Origin of the sequence: Anaerohalosphaera lusitana, assembly GCF_002007645.1 — a bacterium.
In the GTDB taxonomy this organism is placed as follows: domain Bacteria; phylum Planctomycetota; class Phycisphaerae; order Sedimentisphaerales; family Anaerohalosphaeraceae; genus Anaerohalosphaera; species Anaerohalosphaera lusitana.
Map to the genome: position 1 here is coordinate 3318470 of NZ_CP019791.1, position 18356 is coordinate 3336825.

Below are 18356 nucleotides of genomic sequence, written 5' to 3' on the forward strand. Positions count from 1 at the left end.
ACTATTCATAAGCTTCACAAAGGATCACTTTCTCATCTGGCTGTCGTTTAATGATCGACTCTATTCCGGAAATACATTATTGACCGCAATAGACTTATATGCGGCAGAATAATCTTTGCTGGGTAAAATATAGAAAACACCAGCTCGGCAGGCAAATCGGGAGTGGGCAAAGAATAGTAATTATTCTGAAGTCCTATAAAATAGCGACCTGCAGGCTTTTTGATGCCTTAAAGATGCTTAGATGAACACCATATTGGGTAAATATCCCCATAGCGATGCATAAAAAACAAGCATTTAACCCTGCGCAGGGAATTAAATCCAGTCTTTGGTATCCTTGTGAAAAATTGCAGAGAGATCAGGTGCCGGCATGTATTTTTGCAAAATGGATGCCCAAACGTCCCATAACTAAGGCCTTAAGATGTAGCCGACAAGTCTGTCTGCTTTAAGCTTATTCGCCCTCGGACTTCAGCTCGCGCGTCATGAGATCCTGAATGCCTTCCTGAACAGTCTTGCCCCCGTAAATGACATCGTAGACTGCCTGTGTGATCGGCATCTCAACATCGTATTTTCCTGCCAGTTCAAGAACTGAAACGCAAGTGGCTGCACCTTCGACAACGCTGTCCGTAGCAGACAGTGCCTGCTCAGCAGACTGGCCCTTCCCGATGCGTTCACCAAAGGAACGGTTCCGCCCTTTTGGTGAGACACAAGTGGTCACCAGATCCCCAAGGCCGGACAGACCAGCAAAAGTGTTTTCGTTGGCCCCAAGAGCAAGCCCGAGCCGTTTGATCTCAGCGAGGCCCCGTGCAAGCAGTGCCGCTTTGGCGTTGTCACCGGCACCGATACCGTCAATCACGCCCGCTGCGATCGCGATAACATTTTTGAGTGCGCCGGCCAACTCAACGCCGTCGAGATCGCTATTCGTATAAACGCGAAATCTAGCGGAATTGAATGCCTGCTGTATATCCCTCGCGAGTTCCAGATCGGTGCTGGCTGCAGTTGATGTTGCAGGAAGCTTACGAACGATTTCGTCCGCTATAGTAGGTCCGGACAGAGCGGCATAGTGACGGTCTGGTCCTATAATTTCGCTAAGGATCTGACTGGGGCGCAGCAAAGTGCCCTTTTCGATACCCTTGGTAACGCTCACGACAGGTATCAAAGGAGGAGTATGAGGTTTCAGACGTGTCCAGACGGAACGCATGTACTGACATGGTACTGCAGAGAGGATCAGGTCGGCCCCCTTCATGGCCTGATCGTCGTCCGGCTCAAAAGCAATCTCGTCCGGCAGTTTATAGCCCGGAAGGAACTTCACGTTCTCACGTTTATCTGCGAGAAGCCGGACATAATCTGCATCATGTCCCCAGAGTTTGACATTTATACCATTTTCCACGAGCAGCATCGCGCAGACACTGCCCATAGCTCCGTCACCTATTATGCTTACGTTCTTGATCATAGCGCTAAATTATCGCCAGATGCACGAATTTGCAACAAAAAAGCAACGCTATTTCATCGTCAATCGCAATAGGCCCTAGGCGTCAAGCCGTAACTCCGCCGGCTTGAGGCTTTTGAGCGCGGGCAACTGGGACTTGCCAAGGCGGGCCTCTATCTCCACATGGCTGTCAGTGTAGTTTTCTTCGAGTATCTCGCAGTAGCCGCGCAGAAAGCTCTGGGTTTTACCGTCACTGAGCGCTATTTTCACACGCACGGTCATCTCCTCCTGCCGGTAGCGATCGAGCACTGCCTGGGCCAGCAGGTCGAGATTCATGCCCGTACGAGCCGAAATACATATCGCATCAGGGTATATGGCCTGAAGAGATTCTAGATTCGCTTCACTGGCAAGAGCATCAGACTTGTTGAACAGTACCAGACGCTCCTTCTCACCACATCCTATATCGTCCAGTACCTGATCGACCGACTTGATCTGCTCGAACACATCTTCATCCGAAACATCAACCACCTGAAGCAGAAGATCGGCATGCACGGCCTCTTCGAGGGTAGCCTTGAAAGACGCCACAAGATGGTGAGGCAAGTGGCTGACGAATCCGACCGTATCGCTGAGCAGAACCTCAACGCCCTTATCAACCGACCATTTGCGAGTTCGTGTATCCAGTGTGGCAAATAACCTGTCCTCGACAAAGACCTCCGCATCAGTGAGAGCATTCATCAGCGTACTTTTACCCGCGTTGGTATAACCAACCAGGCTGACCTTGTACTGATCATGACGCCCCTTGATCTCACGCATTTTGCGTTTGTCAATGCCTTCGATCTCGCGTTTGAGCTCGGTTATGCGTTTGTTAACGAGTCGGCGGTCAATTTCGAGCTGTTTTTCGCCAGTACCACGGGTTCCGATACCGCCCACCGCACCTGCAGCTCCCGCACCGCCGGCAGCACCAGCAACGGTGTCAAGATGGGACCAAAGGCGGGTAAGCCTGGGATATGTGTACTGAAGCTGAGCAAGTTCTACCTGTAATTTGGCCTGACGAGTGCGTGCTCTGGTTGCGAAAATATCTAGTATCAGCTCACTTCGGTCAATGACTCGAACCCCCACCACCTTTTCAAGCTCCCGGATCTGAGCAGGCGAAAGATCGTTGTCAAATATAACGACATCGGCTTTTTCACTTTCTGCATGCTCACCAAGCAGTTCAGCCTTGCCCCGTCCGATATATGTGGATGGATTTATTCGATCTATCTTTTGCTGCAGCTTGTAAACTATTGCGGCACCCGCCGATTCAGCCAATGCCGAAAGTTCCGAGAGATCGTTATATTTGTAACCCGATTCGCCGCGTTGGGCGGCTGCTACCAGTATTGCTCGTTCTTTTTGGACCTTAAACTTATCTTTTAGTGTTTCCAACTAACTTTGGGACCTCCAGTATAGTACGTTTTGGTGCTTTTTTACCATCTGCAGAGCTGCTTTTCAAGCATCATGCCTATTATATACTACGACTGGGGAAAAATGTTGGGTAAGTGAGACAGGACTATTGGAGGTTAATTAAGGCAAAAGCCGGTAGAAGCGGCTTCAAATGTGGAATAAACTGCCAGAACTGGCGGGATGGCCTATTGGCGCCATGCTGGTTTTTTGACCATAAGCGGGGGCAACTGGTGGGGTTTTACCTTTTTCATATCCGGACGGACACAACTGCGGTCGCTGGGATACCAGGTGACATCGCGTTTTTCGATCTGCCAGTCGTGTTTGTATTTCAGTATTTCTTTTATCCGGGTAAACATGTCAGCCCCCTTCTCTAATCAAGGACATACGTTTTGTGCATGATTACTATCGGCCAGAACAGACAGTGCATTAATCAGGATCACAAAAAAGAACCCATATTTCGATGCATACAGATTCTGTTGTGGAGTTTCAGGAAAATCTGGTTTACAATTGACATACGGAGCGAATTCACGACCTTACATAAGATTGAGGGCATCAGCATGAACGTACTAAAACGCCAAACCAAGCGAACAGTTTACTTCGGGATCAAATACTTCGTATCAGCAAGCTGGTCTCTGGACAGAGCGCATCTGCTAAAATTTCAGCAGCACCTCCTGGAAAGAGGACTGGACTTTTCACAGACGAATATTCAGGGCAACAGTTTCGTACTTTCGAGAACTCAACCCTCGCCGCTTCAGATAAGGCTCGAAGCCAACGGCCCGCAAGTGTCCAGCATCAATGTCTTTGCCCAAAAACCCACATACGACCTGAGCCTTTTCATCAGGGACGCGGATGTTGTTTTTTCCGCCTACAGGGAAACCTGGCGCGCCGAGCAGTACCAGGTAATTCGAAAAGACGCCAAGATCCAGCACCTTTACAGTTGCACTGAGCATGCCTTCAAATACATCTGGGAACGCAGGCTCGGCCAGTCGCCAGGTGATTTCAGCAGCCTGGGAGGCAGACCTGTTGCAGGGGGCGGACTCCGGCTGATACTGCCGCCGCACAAAAAAGAAGGCGAAGAGACGCACAGTGCGGAAATACGCATAGAATCATTCCTTCGCGATACAAGGAGTCTATTCGTAGAGACAGGCTTTGTCTGGCCGACCCCGCAGACCATAAAAAAAGACGACAGCTTTGATGTCGACAAGCAAATGAACTTCGTTGAACATTATGCGACGAATGAGGTCTGGCAGTTTCTTAGTGAACAGGAAACAGAAAACGAGCAGTAACAGAACGACCGGTCAGTACGGCTGCCTGAGATATTTTAACGCCTGTTGCATAACTCCATACAACAGACTCAAGTCCATGCCTTACCGCCCTTCTGACTCATTGCAAAGACGCAAAGATATACAGTCTCAATTCTGATATTCGCATCATTTTAAGCATTTTCAGCATATTTATTGTTGCCGGGTGCCATGCTGCGCGTTATTTGGTAATTGAGAAGCGTTTTGGACACATCATTATTGGGGAGAGCTATTAGCCTGCAAGGCATATCACATTGGGGGAAGGAACTCATGCTTGGGGAACTTAAAACCAGAGAAACGCCTTCACGAAGTTGTTATTTCGGTGAATGGCTGCTGAAACGCGGAGTCGTCGATCACAAATCAATCTATGACGCACTCGAAGAACAGAAGATCCATGGGGGAAGGCTAGGCGAAATACTTGGCAGGAGGCATTCGCTTAGCCCGGACGAATTGACAAACGAGCTGGCTGCATACCTGGATCTGGAAGTGCTGGAGCTGACCGACAAGAACAGAATCGATATCGATGCAGCCAGACAGATACCCGAGAGTCTGGCGAGAAGGTTCTCTCTGGTGCTGGTCGGGCTGGAAAACGGGCTTGCAGTTGTGGCGATGTCTGATCCGCTCAACGTCGTCGCCAAGGACCGAATAGAGACCATGACAGGATTGCCTTTAAAGGTTTGTCTAAGCAGTGAAGAAGGCATAAGCCGGGCAATAGAATGGATATACCACGGCTGTGATGAAGAAGAGAGGCAACTGCAGTCTCTCGCGAAGATAGAAATAGATGAAGATGAAGACTTTTTCAAACACGTCAGCGAACAGGCAAACCTGGATATTGAAGCGGCCGCGGACGATGCCCCGGTAATCCGTTTCGTTAACCTGTTATTGAGCCAGGCAGTGAAAAGCAGGGCCAGCGATATTCACGTAGAGCCGCAGGAAAATGACATGAGCGTTAGAATGCGAGTCGACGGACACCTCAGACAGATGGTCGCCCCTCCAAGACGTATGCAGGCTGCTATCATAGCAAGGGTAAAAATACTTGCAGAAATGAATATCGCTGAGCGGAGACTGCCTCAGGATGGTCGCTTCAAGATACGCTCAAAGGGCCGGGACATCGATGTTCGGGTTTCGACGATCCCAACAATATACGGTGAAAAGGTGGTCATGCGCATACTGGATAAATCCGCGGTCCGCCATGATCTGGACAGAATCGGTTTTGACGAAGAATTGCTGCCCGAATTCAAGTCTATCCTCTCGCGACCGCATGGGATCATAATAGTCACCGGCCCCACCGGCAGCGGAAAGAGCACCACGCTGTACTCTGCACTGAAATATCTCAGGGACCCGCGAAAAAATATCACTACAGTTGAGGACCCAGTAGAATACCGGCTCAAGGGCATCAATCAGATCCAGGTGAAACCCGACATCAACATGGATTTTGCACTGGCTCTGCGATCGATTCTGAGGCAGGACCCTGACATTATCCTCATCGGCGAAATACGTGACAAGGAAACCATGGAGATCGCGATGAAAGCGTCGCTGACGGGTCATCTTGTATTGAGCACGTTTCATACAAACGATGCTGCCAGTGCTTTCAGCAGACTCAGGTACATGGGACTGGAACCGTATTTGCTGGCATCGACAGTGAATCTGGTGGTTGCTCAGCGACTTGTCCGAAGGATATGCGAACACTGCAGGCAAAGATATATGCCCGATGATGAAACATTGGCCATGCTCGGTATTGAACGCAACAGCGGCAAAATATTCTATCACGGCACCGGCTGCAAGAACTGCGGCGGAACAGGATACAGGGGCAGATTGCCTATATTTGAATTCATGGTCGCTGATCCGGAGATCAGTCATCTGGTGATAGAAGGGGCTGCGGAAGAGAAAATTCGAAGCAGTGCCAGGAGCAAGGGATATGGGGGGCTGTTTGACAGCGGTCTAAAGAGAGTCTTCTCGGGCGAGACTACAGTCGAAGAAATACTCAATGTCGCCTGTGCCGACACATCTCTGGGTTAGCAGATCATTTCAAAATGCAGTCAGGATGGGGAAACACTTGAAAGAAACATCACGTCAAAAAACAGTGCATTCAGACGGCTCCATATCTGTTGTTTTGCCGGCACCGCTTTGCCAGGCCAATCACATGTCTTGGATCTCTGCTTGAGTTGCCTTAGGCAAATTTACCATGACATACTTCTACAAAACCCTACGCAATGTAAGAGGCATACCCTGATTGACCAAAAGAATAGTTCGATTATGGTAGGTCATTAGATTAGTCAGAAAGTTAAAGGGGAATTGAAAACTGTAGAGGTGGCAATGAATATCGAAACCAGCATGCAGGAATTACTCGGAAAACTGTCTTCCACCATTGGTGCCAGCGATCTGATACTCACTGCTGGTCAGCCGCCGCAGATAAGAATAAAGAATGAGATCGTCTCTCTTGACTTTCCCAGGCTAAGCATAGATGACACATACAGACTCAGTACATCTGTTCTTGACGAAGAGCAAAAGGAAAAATTCAACCAGGATAAGGAGCTTGATTTATCACTGGAAATTGATGGTGCGGGAAGATTCCGCATCAATATGTTCAGGCAGCGAGGAGCTGCAGCCTTTGTAGCAAGATCGGTCATGAGCACGATCCCGACGTTTGAAGAACTCGGCCTGCCGGATATCATGTACAGGCTCGGTTCCCTGCAGAGAGGACTTGTTCTTTTCACCGGACCTGTCGGGACAGGCAAAACCACTACTATCGCAAGCCTTGTGAACTACATTAATCAGACAAGGGCCTGCCATATAGTTTCCATCGAAGACCCTATTGAGTATATCCATACTCATATAAAGTCCACAGTCAATCAAAGGGAGGTCGGAACCGATACCCATTCATTCAAGGAAGCTTTGAGAAGAATTCTCAGGCAGTCCCCCGATGTCATTGTGATCGGCGAAATACGGGACCGTGAATCCGCACAGGCCGCCATGACATTGGCTGAAACGGGCCACTTGACCCTAGCAACACTCCACACACGCGGCTGCCCTGCTTCCGTAACCAGATTGGTGGACATGTTCGGACAGGATCAGCACCAGCAGGTACGCTCCCAACTTTCAGCATCATTAGCAGCAGTGATCTGGCAGCAATTGATCCTGAGTGAGCAAGAGGACAGACTTATACTGGCAACCGAGATAATGACGGCAACACCTGCAGTACGTTCATTGATCCGTCAGGGGAGAATGCACGAAATCTACAGTCTGCTTCAGTCAGGAAAGAAAAACGGGATGCATACGATGGAGCAGTCTATAAGGGAACTGATAAGCCGCGGACTGCTGGATGCTAATTGGCTGAACGATAACTATAGCGATGTTTATGCAGCGAAGGCGTAATAAATGCAGTCAGTAACAGCACATAACTTTAAATACGTAGCCCGAGACGAGGACGGCCTGCGACATGAAGGTACGTATCAGGCGGCATGTGAAAGGGACGTGCTGACCTGGGCCCGACAGCAGGGGCTTGTTCCGGTCAAAGTAGAGCCTGTCACAAAACGCAGCCATAAACGCAAGAGTCTTCCGGTAGGCAAACGGATATCAAGCGGCAGAATGGCGACATCCTGCTGGCAGCTTACCACTATGCTCGAAGGCGGTATCGTACTGACGGAAGCTATCGAAGCAATGGCCATAGACCTGAAGAACCCGCGGTTTCGCAGAGTTTTGCAAAATATAAACGAGGATGTGAAAAGCGGGGAAACGCTTTCAGACAGCGTGGCAAAGTTTCCGAATGTCTTCAGCCCGTTGTTCAGGACTATGATACTGGCCGGCGAGGCGAGCGGTACACTGCCAGAAGTTCTAAAGCGGATGGCGACCTATTATGAGAAGCGAGACAGGCTTATACGGCAAAGCAGACAGGCTGCCGCATACCCTATCTTTGTATTTCTTTTTGTTTTTGTGATCGTCGGCGTTATGGCTTTCTTTGTCATACCGCGTTTTAAACTCATATTCGAAACAATAAATGGTCAACTGCCAGCGTTTACTCAGGCGTTCCTTGCGGTTCATGAGCAGATGATGAGCAATCTGCATCTGGTTGCACTGGGTCTTCTGGCAGTTGTTCTTATTTCGATGCTCTATGCCAGAACGTCACTGGGACACTGGCAATTAAGTAGAATTGTTTTACGAATTCCCCTCGTCGGAAGGATATTGATCCGTTCGTTCTATGCACTTTTCTGCAGGACGATGGCAACTCTGCTGGGCTCGGGCGTTTCACTGCTCGAGGCCCTTGAAATAGTCGAGGATATGACAAGTAACGACGTGATCAAATCGGCTGTTCGCAGAACTCGAAACGCGATAACTGAAGGTTCGGGAATTTCAGCAAGCATGCAAAGCAGCAGATTCTTCTCGAATACTGTGATCAAAATGACAGAGGTTGGAGAAAAAAGCGGCGCACTGCCTGAAGTACTGGATAAGACAAGTGATTACTATGAAAAACGGGTTGAGGCATTGATAAACACATTGATCAGAGCTATGGAGCCGATCCTGATAATAATTGTAGCATCAATCGTCCTGGTCGTCCTGATCGCACTTTACCTGCCGGTATTCACAATTTCCGACATACAGTAACAAAACGTGCCTGTTGGCTGGCACTATGAAAATCTAATACACTTTTTCAATTTAAGGGGGTTTCAATTATGAAACGAAAAGGTTTTACACTGGTTGAGCTGATGGTCGTCGTACTTATCGTCGCAATTCTGGCAGCGGTAGCAGTACCCATCATAAGGGGAAGAATTGACGCAGCCAAGTGGTCAGAGGGCAAGGCAATAATGGGATCGATCGCAACAGCGATACGGACCTACGCAGCCGAGCAGGGCACTAACGGCACACTGCCTACAAGCCTTGATGATCTCGGATTCGCTTCGGGCGACTGCACTGGCACCTATTTCACAGATTCAGACTTTCAGATCAGCGTCTCCAGTCTGGGCGGCGGCACTGGCGACGATCAGTATGTCCAGTTCTCCATAACCTGCCCGGGAGGATCTCAGACTAATGCCCCTGGAACACCTGAAAATGGTTATGTGCTGACCGCGAATTCAGACGGCACCATGAGCTGGGCGATAGGAAGCTGATACGCTTGGTCAGATCAGAACATGTCTCTTTTAGGGTAACATTGAGACAAGAAGGAGCCGTTATGGATAGGGTTTTAAGAACATCAAGTATGAATAGAGACCAATACCAGAAACCGGCCTTTACTATCATAGAGGTCATCCTGGCGATGCTGGTTCTATCCATAGCCATCTCGGGAGCCATGGCATTTAGATACTTTTCAATGCTGGATGCTCGCAAGGCTGAAACGCGCATGACCGCGGCTCGGATTGGAACACTGCTGCTTGAGACCTGGAGAGGCAGTGGAGGAAGCAGTCTGTTCGATCCGCTTGGCAGCATAGACCCGGGCATACTGGAAATTAACGGGCAGGACGCAGCTCTTTTTGGGGGGGAAGCTGGCGTTCTGCCTGGTAATTTCACTAGACTTCCATCAACGAGTGATCCGGACTACCGCATTGTCCTGAACGGCCACAACTATTATGTAACGCTGTCTTATCAGGACATCGACACAGATACAGACGGCATCTACGAAATACGCCTGCTGAACAGTGACATACGTTGGCGAAGGGACCTGGGTGAAGGAACGGTCACTCAATCTGATCAAGCTGTGAGGTTCACGACATGTGTAAATCTATAAGATATTCTGCCGCTCAAAACAGGCAACTAATCAGGCTGAACAGGCCAGCGTTTACCCTCGTCGAGCTTGCTGTCACTTCTGTTCTTTCGACAATCGTCGTGCTCAGTGCGATGGTTATGATGGTTGACCAGACACGAGGTTGGCATGACATATACAGTAAAGTGCATGGAGACGTAGCAGTTGACAGCACATTCTCGCGACGGGTTTTCGAGAGGACATGCCGCAAGGCTACCGAGCGAAGAGCTGAGATAAACGAAGATGGTAACGAACTGATCGTGTTCTATTTCAGTGAAAGTGCCCCAAACGATGCATCGTGGCCGGACAGATATGCAAGATTTCACATCAGTAACGATGAACTGATGCTTGTAGAAGGCGATTTGACTGCCGGCGAATGGATCAGGCAGGCAGCCGACAGCCACAGAGTGCTGGCCCGAAACGTGAGTGAACTTAACTTCGCCGCAAGGAACAATGCGATCCAGATGAATTTGAAGCTTGATGATGGTGAGAATTTTAGTTCTATGGTCTGCTCAGCTTCAAGGCACAACTGAAGCTATACCGTAAAACTCGGAAGAGGAGAGAACAATTGACATACAAATGCATAAAAAAAAGCCATCATAGCAGAAAAGGAGCTGCACTGGCTTTGGCTGCAATGGTGGTGGTCATTATGCTGCTGGCGGGCATGGCTCTTTTGCGAGTTGGACTCAATTCCAGAGTATATGCAAATAAAACAGTAAATGAACTCATAGCAAGATCAGCCGCCGACGCAGGACTGAATGAGGCTTTTTCCCTAATGCAGAAAAAGCTGGCCACTTCCCATCTTCCCGGCAACAGTTGGAATAACAGTACACTTCCGAGTACAACTGACAGAACCCTGGATGCTTCCGATGCCACTTACAGCTATGCTGTTTCCGGTTCACCGATTAACGGCTTCGTGATAGCGTCCACCGGCGAATGTAGCGGTCAGCAGCGAACTGTTAATGTCTCGATAACTACGCAAACTCCATTTACAGGTATTGGTGTAAGAGAAGTGATCGACATCAAAACTGGCGTGAATTTCTATAAGACCCCTGAAGATGGACTGTTCATTCTCAGAACAAACAGTAGCGAGACTGGTTGTATTTCTATTAATTCATGGGTCACAGTGCCGGGCGACGTGGTTATAGGCCCAGGTGGTATTCCAGAAACTTCGATAGATACCAAAAGCAACACAGTCATAGAAGGCGGAAGCTACTCAGCCACGGAAGAGATTAATTTTCCACCTGTTTATGCACCGTCCGGACTGCCTCTAATGGAATATCAGCAAGGCAATACCATCACCCTGAACTCAAGTGGACAATATGAAGGTATTACAATTGGCAATGGTGAAACTCTAATGATAGACGATGGTGTCCCGGGTACTACAAAAAAGCTTACGATCTACATCTCTGGCGACTTGATACTCAACAATGGTGCAAGCATGATCCTTGCCGAGGGAACTGCATTGGATCTGTATCTTGGAGGGAACTGGGAAGATAAAAATTCATCGTCTGCCGGAGGATTTTTCAACGAAAACACCATCTCTGACCCAATAACTGCTGCTCAACTCCTGCATGTCTACGGATTGCCTGGATGTGAAAAGATCTCATTTAAGGCGAAAAGCGATTTTGCCGGGGCGGTATATGCTCCAGATGCGGACCTGATACTTCACAACTCGGGCGATATTTACGGAGCTTTCGTGGGCAACAATTTTGAGATGAAAAACTCGTCCAGCTTCACATATGTCGCAGATTTAATGAACGGAATGATAGACGACCCAATAACTGTTTTCGCTCGACAGCGATGGTGGGAAGACTGAGCCAGTCGGATAAGCATAGCGATTTAGCCAGAAACCCCTTGATTGCATAAAGGAGAAATGAATGTTTCGTAAAAAACAATCAATTGGTCTGGATACAAACACCAGCGGTACAACTCTGGTATTGATGAGAAGAAGAAAAAACGGCTATAAGCTAAAGGCTTTGGCTCAGGCGGATCACTCAGAGAGCTTTGTCGACTCCTTCGACCCTTTGGATCATATCCGAAAGTGTTTTATTCAGACAAGATCCAAACCCAGGAGAAGTCAGCGTGTCGCATGCGGGCTAAATGGAACAGAGGTAACTGTCAATCGATTTGATTTCCCGGCCATGTCGGAACAGGAACTCGAATATGCGATCCATTATGAAGCCGGTGAAGTATGCCCCTTCAACATTGACCGCTGCGTCGTTGACTTCTGCTTGGCCGAGGATCAGAAAAACAAGAAGCCGCTTGAAAAACGAGAACGTTTGCGGGGTATAACAGTAGTTGCAAAAAAACAGGCAATAGAAGAAAAGATCAGCACACTTAAACGACTTGGATTGAACTGTCGATTAGTCGACGTCAATGGACTTGCGCTTCTGAACTGCATAGATGAACTTGAATACAAAGGTGAGGGACGTGCATATGCGGCTGTATCCCTTAATGAAAGATCAACCACAGTTGCAGTCAAACTTGCCGACGGCACCTGCATAACCAGGGAACTGCAAGGCGGCATAGAAATGATATGTAGGAATATCAGCCAGGCATATCAGATGGAACGATCACATGTCAGGCAAAGATTTGATCATGCCTCGCCCCTCGATCAGCAGTTCCAGGAAATGCTTTTAACAGGTTCCAGAGAAGTGCTTGCACAAATCGACGAAACCCTGAAGTTCTCAACGTCACAGGGCACAAATAAACAGATGGCCATCGTTTATCTTTGCGGCCCAAGAGGAATAACCGACGCTTTTGGAATACCGCTCAACAACATGCTCCCTTATGAGGTAGAAATCTGGAACCCAATGGACAGGCTTTTTATATCGAAGAGAGTCTCCCGAACAGGTATCGCCGGCAAGCTCAGAGGTTCGGCCGCGATCGCATTAGGTCTTGCAATGAGGTTAGCTTAAAATGTATAAGATCAATCTGATAAACAAAAAAAAGCATAAGAAGAAAGCCAGAATACTTCCCACTATCATGTGGACGATCCTGCTTGCTGTCCCGATCGGTGGAGCTGTTTACATAGCGCTGGAATACTGGGCGACAGAGTACAAAATCACAATCGCCAACAGCCAGCTTAACGATGTCGAAGCGGATCTTCAAAAATGGCACGAAGACATTGAGTTCCTTCAGCAGGCGAACACGACCATCCATGCTTCCAACAAACAACTCACCGAGCTGGCTGCCCTTCTCGAGAGACAAGTTCAATGGACCAGTATTCTTGGTGACCTTGTAGACATCCTTCCTGAAAAGATGATCATGCAGGAACTGACCGTATCTCGCATTTCCAAAACTATTAGAACAGAAAAAGAGAACCCCTTCACAGGCAAAAAAGAAAAGGAACTGATAGAACGCGGACTGTGCAGCAGCCTTGTCTGCCAAAATTCGGACGCTGCTGATCAAGACGTCAAGATCTACATAAAAAAACTGTGGCTTTCAGAAGAGCTTGGAAATGCCGTCAAAGACATCAGGATGACTTCTCTTCAGGACACAAAAGAGAAAGGCGTAAACGGCAGCAAATATGAAATAGAATGCATTCTTAGCCCGGGGAGGTCGTTATGAATCTTAAAAAAGGCAGTGTGATTTCATGGATTTTGCTGCTGGTCCTTTGCGCCGCATGCATAACAGTGTATTTGACCGTTCTACAGAACAGTAAAAATCAGCTTTCAGAAACCAAAAAACTACTAGCGGAAAAACAGGATCAGCTTGAATTCATGGAATTCGGCCAGGGCAAACAACAATTGAATGAGATGAGGAACAATCTGGCCACATCCTCAGACACACTGACAAAATTTGTCTGCCCGGTCGAAAGCATTAGCGATATCACCTTCTCAATTAGCCAGCTAGCTTCAGATTTAGGTTTGGAACAGTATAGCTGTGAACAAAGAAAGAAAAGCCCATATGAAAAAATGGAAGGCATGAACAATCTGGCAGTATGCCGTCTTCATATCAACTTCAGATCTGAATTCAATGAGTTCGCAAGATTTCTAAACAAGCTGGAAAAACACCAGCCGGTGATATTCATAGACAAGTTCAGCATCCAGCCTGATTCAAAAGAGACAGGTAAATACGTAGACATGGTTCTGGCATTTTTTGTAGATATCGGACCAGACTCGCAAAAGGAACTTACACATTTGCTGGCAAAGTCTCATGAACTGGCAAACGCAAACGATCGACAAGACTCAGAAAGGCCACAATGATAACGATATCCGTTGCAAACCAGAAAGGCGGTTGCGGCAAAACTACGACAGCCGTGAATCTTTCAGCCGCTCTGGCGATGACTGGGAAAAGGGTTGTCCTGATTGATCTGGATCCTCAGGGACATGCGACCCTGGGAGTAGGTTGCGATCCGGATCAGTGTGAACGTACTATATACGATGTAATGTCAAATGGACTGACACCTTTCAGTTTTGCCAGCAGCCGAACATCCGTAAACGGATTGGATATTGTACCAAGCAATGTATTGCTCTCAGGCCTTGAGACCGAGATATCGACTATGTACGGAAGAGAGTATTTGCTGCACAGCCGGCTGGGACAGATTGACAATCTGTATGATGTTTGCGTAATCGACTGCTCACCCTCTCTAAGTCTTCTCACTCTCAATGCCCTCGTAGCAAGTGATGGGTTGATCGTGCCCGTTCAGACACAATACTATTCGTTAGAAGGATTGAAACAGTTACTCGAAACGGTAAGCATTGTGCGAGAAAGATTCAATCCTGTTTTGGACATACTCGGCATCCTCCTTACATGCTATGAATCGAGAACGCTTTTGAGCAAACAGGTCGAATCACAAATGCGTGATCATTTCGGCAATCTTGTCTTCAAGACGATAATCCACAGAACCGTACGCATTGCAGAATCACCGGGGGCAGGTCTGCCGGTAGTGTACTATGATCCAGCATGTAAAGGATCACTCGAATACAAATCTTTAGCTGATGAGATCGATCATGAAATCAAGATCAGGACTACACAAGCAAGTTTCCTCAATATTTGACGGCACGCCCCTGCCTGTCAAGCAGGAGCAGACGACTAGCGAGACTAGAAGTAAGTCGCGTCAGGGAAGTTCGCTGCCTTTACGAGGAGACGGTTTCACGAAACCAGGGCCTTCAACTGTCACCAATAATAGTGCAGTCTACTCAAGAGCACAGGCCAGTAGTGATCCCAAATACAGTACAGCTTCGATCGTCATGCTCATCTTGCTCGCTGTCTTATTTGTCGCGATCGTATACTGGCTATACCTCAAGCCGCCGGAAACACCCTCACAGATTCTCAATCAGCCGGCAGAAATACAAACATCTGATGTTGCCGAACCCGTTCAAATAAACTGGCCCGAGGCCCCTGAATGGCCGCTAAACATGAGAGACCCCATGACTCGACCCGCCAAAATCGAAACCGCAGAATCTGTACAAGACGCACCAACCGAACTTGTGACGCCGCAGCTTAAAGGAATCGTTTACAGGTCCGGCGGACAGGCATCCGCGTTGTTTGGACAACAGATCGTTTACGAAGGCGATAGCGTCCAGAATCATAAAGTTGAAAAAATAATGGCTGACCGGGTGATCTTGAAAAATGAAGTCGGGGAAGAAAAAGTCGTCCTAACAGGCAAATAAATAACAAGGGGGGAAGCTGTGCCAAAGCCGCTTCCAGCCAACGTAAAATTGGCAACAAGCACGAAAGGGTGTCCTATGAAGAAACAGACAATCAAAAGCATTTCGATATTTGCCGTGATCTGTTTTGCTGTATTGTGTCTGGTCAGCTCCCGATTGACCGCAGCGGAGCATCAGGCAGCAGAAGAAGAAAAAAGCGAAACTCGAGAATTGAGCCAGATCGAAAAACGAATGCAGCAGCCTGTCAGTCTTGATTTCCGCGAGACACCCATAGAAGATGTACTCAGAATGCTCGCAAAACAGGCCGACGTCGATATCATAAAGAGCCCGGAAGTAACGGGTAATGTCACAGCAACCCTTACCGAGGTCCCGCTATCGGAAGCTCTTGATAACATTCTTGCAGCACACGGATATGGATATGTAACCACGAAGAATATGATCCGTGTCGTTCCACGCAGCCAGATAATAAATGTAGTCGAACCCATGGTCAGTCGGATTTATCGCGTCACCTATGCCGACGTAGTGGAAGTTGAGAAGGCTCTAAGCAGATTCTTGTCGGACAGTGGCAGTTTATCTTCCAATCCTGGGACCAGCAATATTATCATAAACGACACGGAGAGCAAGATTGCTGCTATCGATGAATTCATCGAGGAGATCGATCGTGTCACGCCGCAGATACTGGTCGAAGCAAGGATCTATGATGTTTCAACTAATGATTCGCTGGACCTGGGAGTAGAATGGTTCGCAGGCAGACGAACACAATTTGACCCTGACACCGGCCTGGCGGTTAGCGGCGACACGGACCCGTTCATCAGGGGTGAATTTGATTCCGGACTGCAAAATACTACCGCAACGGACGGTCTGCTGCGATTTGGAATTCTAAATGAACACGTAGACATCGATGCAACAATCTTTGCTGAACAGGAACAGGGATGCGCAAAACTGTTGGCCAATCCGCGGATCCTGGTCATGGATAATGAGCTTGCAAATATCAAGATCGTTTCAGAAGTCCCATTCCAGCAGCTCACTCAGACCATGGGTGGCGGTAATATTGGTACGACCGAATTTAAGGAAGTGGGCGTTTCACTGGAGGTGGTACCCCATTTGACACGGGATGGCATGATAAGACTACAGCTTCGGCCGGAATTCAGCGTCCAGGTCGACACTGTTTCCATTATAATACCCAACCAGGAAGCCACGATCACAAGTCCTCAACCAGTCATCGACAAACGCGAAGCAGTAACTACCACATTGATCAAAGACGGCCAAACGGTGGTCATCGGCGGCCTAAAGAAAAAGGACACGTTCAAGGATACGAGCAAAATACCTCTGCTCGGTGATATCCCGCTGGCGGGAGGCTTGTTCCGATTTGACTCCGAAAAGATCGTAAACAGCGAGCTGGTCGTCTTCATTACACCTTACATTGTTTCCGAACCAGTATTGACCGCCAACGAAGCAGCAAGACTGAAACAAACTGAATTCTGTTCTCCGGACTGCAGAAAATCTCTTCAGGAAACTTGCGGACAGGTCACACACCTCGAAGGCATGGAAGAACCTGAAAAAGAGCACCCATATATAGACAAATAATCCTGGCAAAACCTGTCATTAAAAAAGCGGGAGCATCGATTATACTCCCGCTTTTAATATCTCGTCGCTTATGAGATTAAGTCTGCACGAACGGACTGAGCTCACGTAGGCGTTTTATGATTTCGGGCATTTTCTTTGCCACGAACTCTATCTCTTCGTCAGTATTAAACCTGCTCAGGCTCAATCGTATCGAGCCGTGGGCTGCAGTAAAGGGAACCCCCATCGCACGAAGAACATGGGAGGGCTCTAACGAACCTGAAGTACAAGCAGAGCCCGAACTGGCACAGATACCAAGCCTGTCAAGCAGAAGCAAAATACTCTCCCCCTCGATATATTCAAAGCTTATATTGCTCGTATTCGGAAGACGGTTTTCCGTGTCGCCGTTCACGAAGCAATCGGGACAGGATTCAAGTATTGTTTTTTCCAGCTTGTCACGCATCGCCTTGACACGCGTGTTCTCATCTTCCATCCACTTCTGCGCGATCTCACACGCCTTTCCGATGGCGATGATGCCGGCAACATTCTCGGTCCCGGCCCGCTTGCCGGACTCCTGATGACCGCCCAACATAAACGGAGCAAGCCTTGTACCTTTTCGAACATACAGCACACCTACGCCCTTAGGCGCGTGCAGCTTATGCCCGGAAAGACTCATCATATCGATTTTGCTTTCACTCATGTCACATGGGATCTTACCCACCGCCTGAACCGCATCCGTATGAAAAACAGCTCCGTTCGCCCTGGCGATCTCAGCGAGTTCCTCAACCGGGAAGATAACCCCGGTCTCGTTATTGGCCCACATCGCGGTAACTACAGCAGTGTCGTCATCCACGGCATCGACATACTCGTCCATGTTAAGTCGGCCTTTTTCGTCAACACCGATCTCTACAACGCTGTATCCGTGGTGCTCGAGCTCACGACAAGTACTCAATACCGCGGGGTGCTCCACACGCGTAGTCACGATCTTGGATCGATCGGAATGTGTCTGCAGAGCGCTTCTGATCGCGGTATTGTCGCTTTCGGTACCGCAACTGGTGAAAATAATCTCACTCGGGTCACAACCAATCAATGCTGCCACCTGCTCGCGGGCCTGGCGTATTTTCTGACCGACCTGACCACCGAAGGTGTGCATGCTGGAAGGATTGCCGTAAAGGTCCGAAAGGTATGGCATCATCGCATCGAGCACTTCAGGGTCGACACGGGTGGTAGCATTATTATCTAAATATATGGTCTTCATGGCAGTAGTCCTCTTT

At 48.4% G+C, this 18356-nt stretch carries 18 protein-coding genes; 14 read left to right on the top strand and 4 right to left on the bottom strand.

Going from position 1 to position 18356, the window contains the following annotated elements:
• Nucleotides 1–448: 448 nt before the first annotated feature.
• The 3 genes from STSP2_RS13355 to STSP2_RS17365 all read right to left on the bottom strand — a co-directional run bounded on the left by STSP2_RS13355 (nucleotide 449) and on the right by STSP2_RS17365 (nucleotide 3222).
• Nucleotides 449–1450 (bottom strand): NAD(P)H-dependent glycerol-3-phosphate dehydrogenase, encoded by a 1002-nt coding sequence (locus tag STSP2_RS13355; RefSeq protein WP_146663250.1) that lies wholly within the window; start codon nucleotides 1448–1450, stop codon nucleotides 449–451.
• 75 nt (nucleotides 1451–1525) lie between these two features.
• Nucleotides 1526–2848: a GTPase HflX gene (hflX, locus tag STSP2_RS13360; protein WP_146663251.1), complete on the bottom strand. Its 1323-nt coding sequence runs from the start codon at nucleotides 2846–2848 to the stop codon at nucleotides 1526–1528.
• 203 nt (nucleotides 2849–3051) lie between these two features.
• Nucleotides 3052–3222 (bottom strand): hypothetical protein, encoded by a 171-nt coding sequence (locus STSP2_RS17365; protein ID WP_169853218.1) that lies wholly within the window; start codon nucleotides 3220–3222, stop codon nucleotides 3052–3054.
• Between the two features lie 201 nt (nucleotides 3223–3423).
• Here STSP2_RS17365 and STSP2_RS13365 point away from each other — a divergent pair, with 201 nt between their 5' ends.
• The 14 genes from STSP2_RS13365 to STSP2_RS13430 all read left to right on the top strand — a co-directional run bounded on the left by STSP2_RS13365 (nucleotide 3424) and on the right by STSP2_RS13430 (nucleotide 17106).
• Nucleotides 3424–4152, top strand: coding sequence for a hypothetical protein (locus STSP2_RS13365; RefSeq protein WP_146663252.1), 729 nt, complete (start codon nucleotides 3424–3426; stop codon nucleotides 4150–4152).
• A gap of 285 nt (nucleotides 4153–4437) precedes the next feature.
• Nucleotides 4438–6186, top strand: a complete 1749-nt coding sequence (locus STSP2_RS13370) for a GspE/PulE family protein (protein ID WP_146663253.1) — start codon at nucleotides 4438–4440, stop codon at nucleotides 6184–6186.
• A 297-nt stretch (nucleotides 6187–6483) separates the two neighbouring features.
• Entirely contained in the window at nucleotides 6484–7542 is a 1059-nt protein-coding gene (locus tag STSP2_RS13375; protein ID WP_205847903.1) for a type IV pilus twitching motility protein PilT, read from the top strand.
• Nucleotides 7543–7545: 3 nt separating this feature from the next.
• Nucleotides 7546–8769, top strand: a complete 1224-nt coding sequence (locus STSP2_RS13380) for a type II secretion system F family protein (protein ID WP_146663255.1) — start codon at nucleotides 7546–7548, stop codon at nucleotides 8767–8769.
• A 68-nt stretch (nucleotides 8770–8837) separates the two neighbouring features.
• On the top strand, nucleotides 8838–9272 hold the full coding sequence (locus tag STSP2_RS17910) for a type IV pilin protein (protein WP_146663256.1): 435 nt from the start codon (nucleotides 8838–8840) through the stop codon (nucleotides 9270–9272).
• An 89-nt stretch (nucleotides 9273–9361) separates the two neighbouring features.
• Nucleotides 9362–9886 (top strand): type IV pilus modification PilV family protein, encoded by a 525-nt coding sequence (locus STSP2_RS13390; RefSeq protein ID WP_169853219.1) that lies wholly within the window; start codon nucleotides 9362–9364, stop codon nucleotides 9884–9886.
• Nucleotides 9871–10434 carry a hypothetical protein gene (locus tag STSP2_RS13395; protein ID WP_146663258.1) on the top strand — a complete coding sequence of 188 codons (564 nt, stop codon included), beginning with the start codon at nucleotides 9871–9873 and terminating at the stop codon, nucleotides 10432–10434. Before STSP2_RS13390 ends, STSP2_RS13395 begins: the two co-directional genes overlap by 16 nt.
• 35 nt (nucleotides 10435–10469) lie before the next feature.
• A complete protein-coding gene (locus STSP2_RS13400) occupies nucleotides 10470–11720 on the top strand; it encodes a DUF7305 domain-containing protein (protein ID WP_146663259.1) in 1251 nt (416 codons plus the stop codon).
• A 61-nt stretch (nucleotides 11721–11781) separates the two neighbouring features.
• Nucleotides 11782–12822, top strand: a complete 1041-nt coding sequence (pilM, locus tag STSP2_RS13405; RefSeq protein WP_146663260.1) for a pilus assembly protein PilM — start codon at nucleotides 11782–11784, stop codon at nucleotides 12820–12822.
• A gap of 1 nt (nucleotide 12823) precedes the next feature.
• Nucleotides 12824–13474 carry a hypothetical protein gene (locus STSP2_RS13410; protein ID WP_146663261.1) on the top strand — a complete coding sequence of 217 codons (651 nt, stop codon included), beginning with the start codon at nucleotides 12824–12826 and terminating at the stop codon, nucleotides 13472–13474.
• Entirely contained in the window at nucleotides 13471–14112 is a 642-nt protein-coding gene (locus tag STSP2_RS13415; RefSeq protein ID WP_146663262.1) for a GspMb/PilO family protein, read from the top strand. The genes STSP2_RS13410 and STSP2_RS13415 overlap by 4 nt, the downstream gene beginning before the upstream one ends.
• On the top strand, nucleotides 14109–14906 hold the full coding sequence (locus STSP2_RS13420; protein WP_146663263.1) for a ParA family protein: 798 nt from the start codon (nucleotides 14109–14111) through the stop codon (nucleotides 14904–14906). The genes STSP2_RS13415 and STSP2_RS13420 overlap by 4 nt, the downstream gene beginning before the upstream one ends.
• Entirely contained in the window at nucleotides 14860–15522 is a 663-nt protein-coding gene (locus STSP2_RS13425) for a type II secretion system protein N (protein WP_146663264.1), read from the top strand. The genes STSP2_RS13420 and STSP2_RS13425 overlap by 47 nt, the downstream gene beginning before the upstream one ends.
• Before the next feature lie 75 nt (nucleotides 15523–15597).
• A complete protein-coding gene (locus tag STSP2_RS13430) occupies nucleotides 15598–17106 on the top strand; it encodes a secretin N-terminal domain-containing protein (protein WP_146663265.1) in 1509 nt (502 codons plus the stop codon).
• Between the two features lie 76 nt (nucleotides 17107–17182).
• Here the strand turns inward: STSP2_RS13430 and nifS are convergent, their stop codons facing one another.
• On the bottom strand, nucleotides 17183–18340 hold the full coding sequence (nifS, locus tag STSP2_RS13435; protein WP_146664078.1) for a cysteine desulfurase NifS: 1158 nt from the start codon (nucleotides 18338–18340) through the stop codon (nucleotides 17183–17185).
• Nucleotides 18341–18356 lie beyond the last annotated feature (16 nt).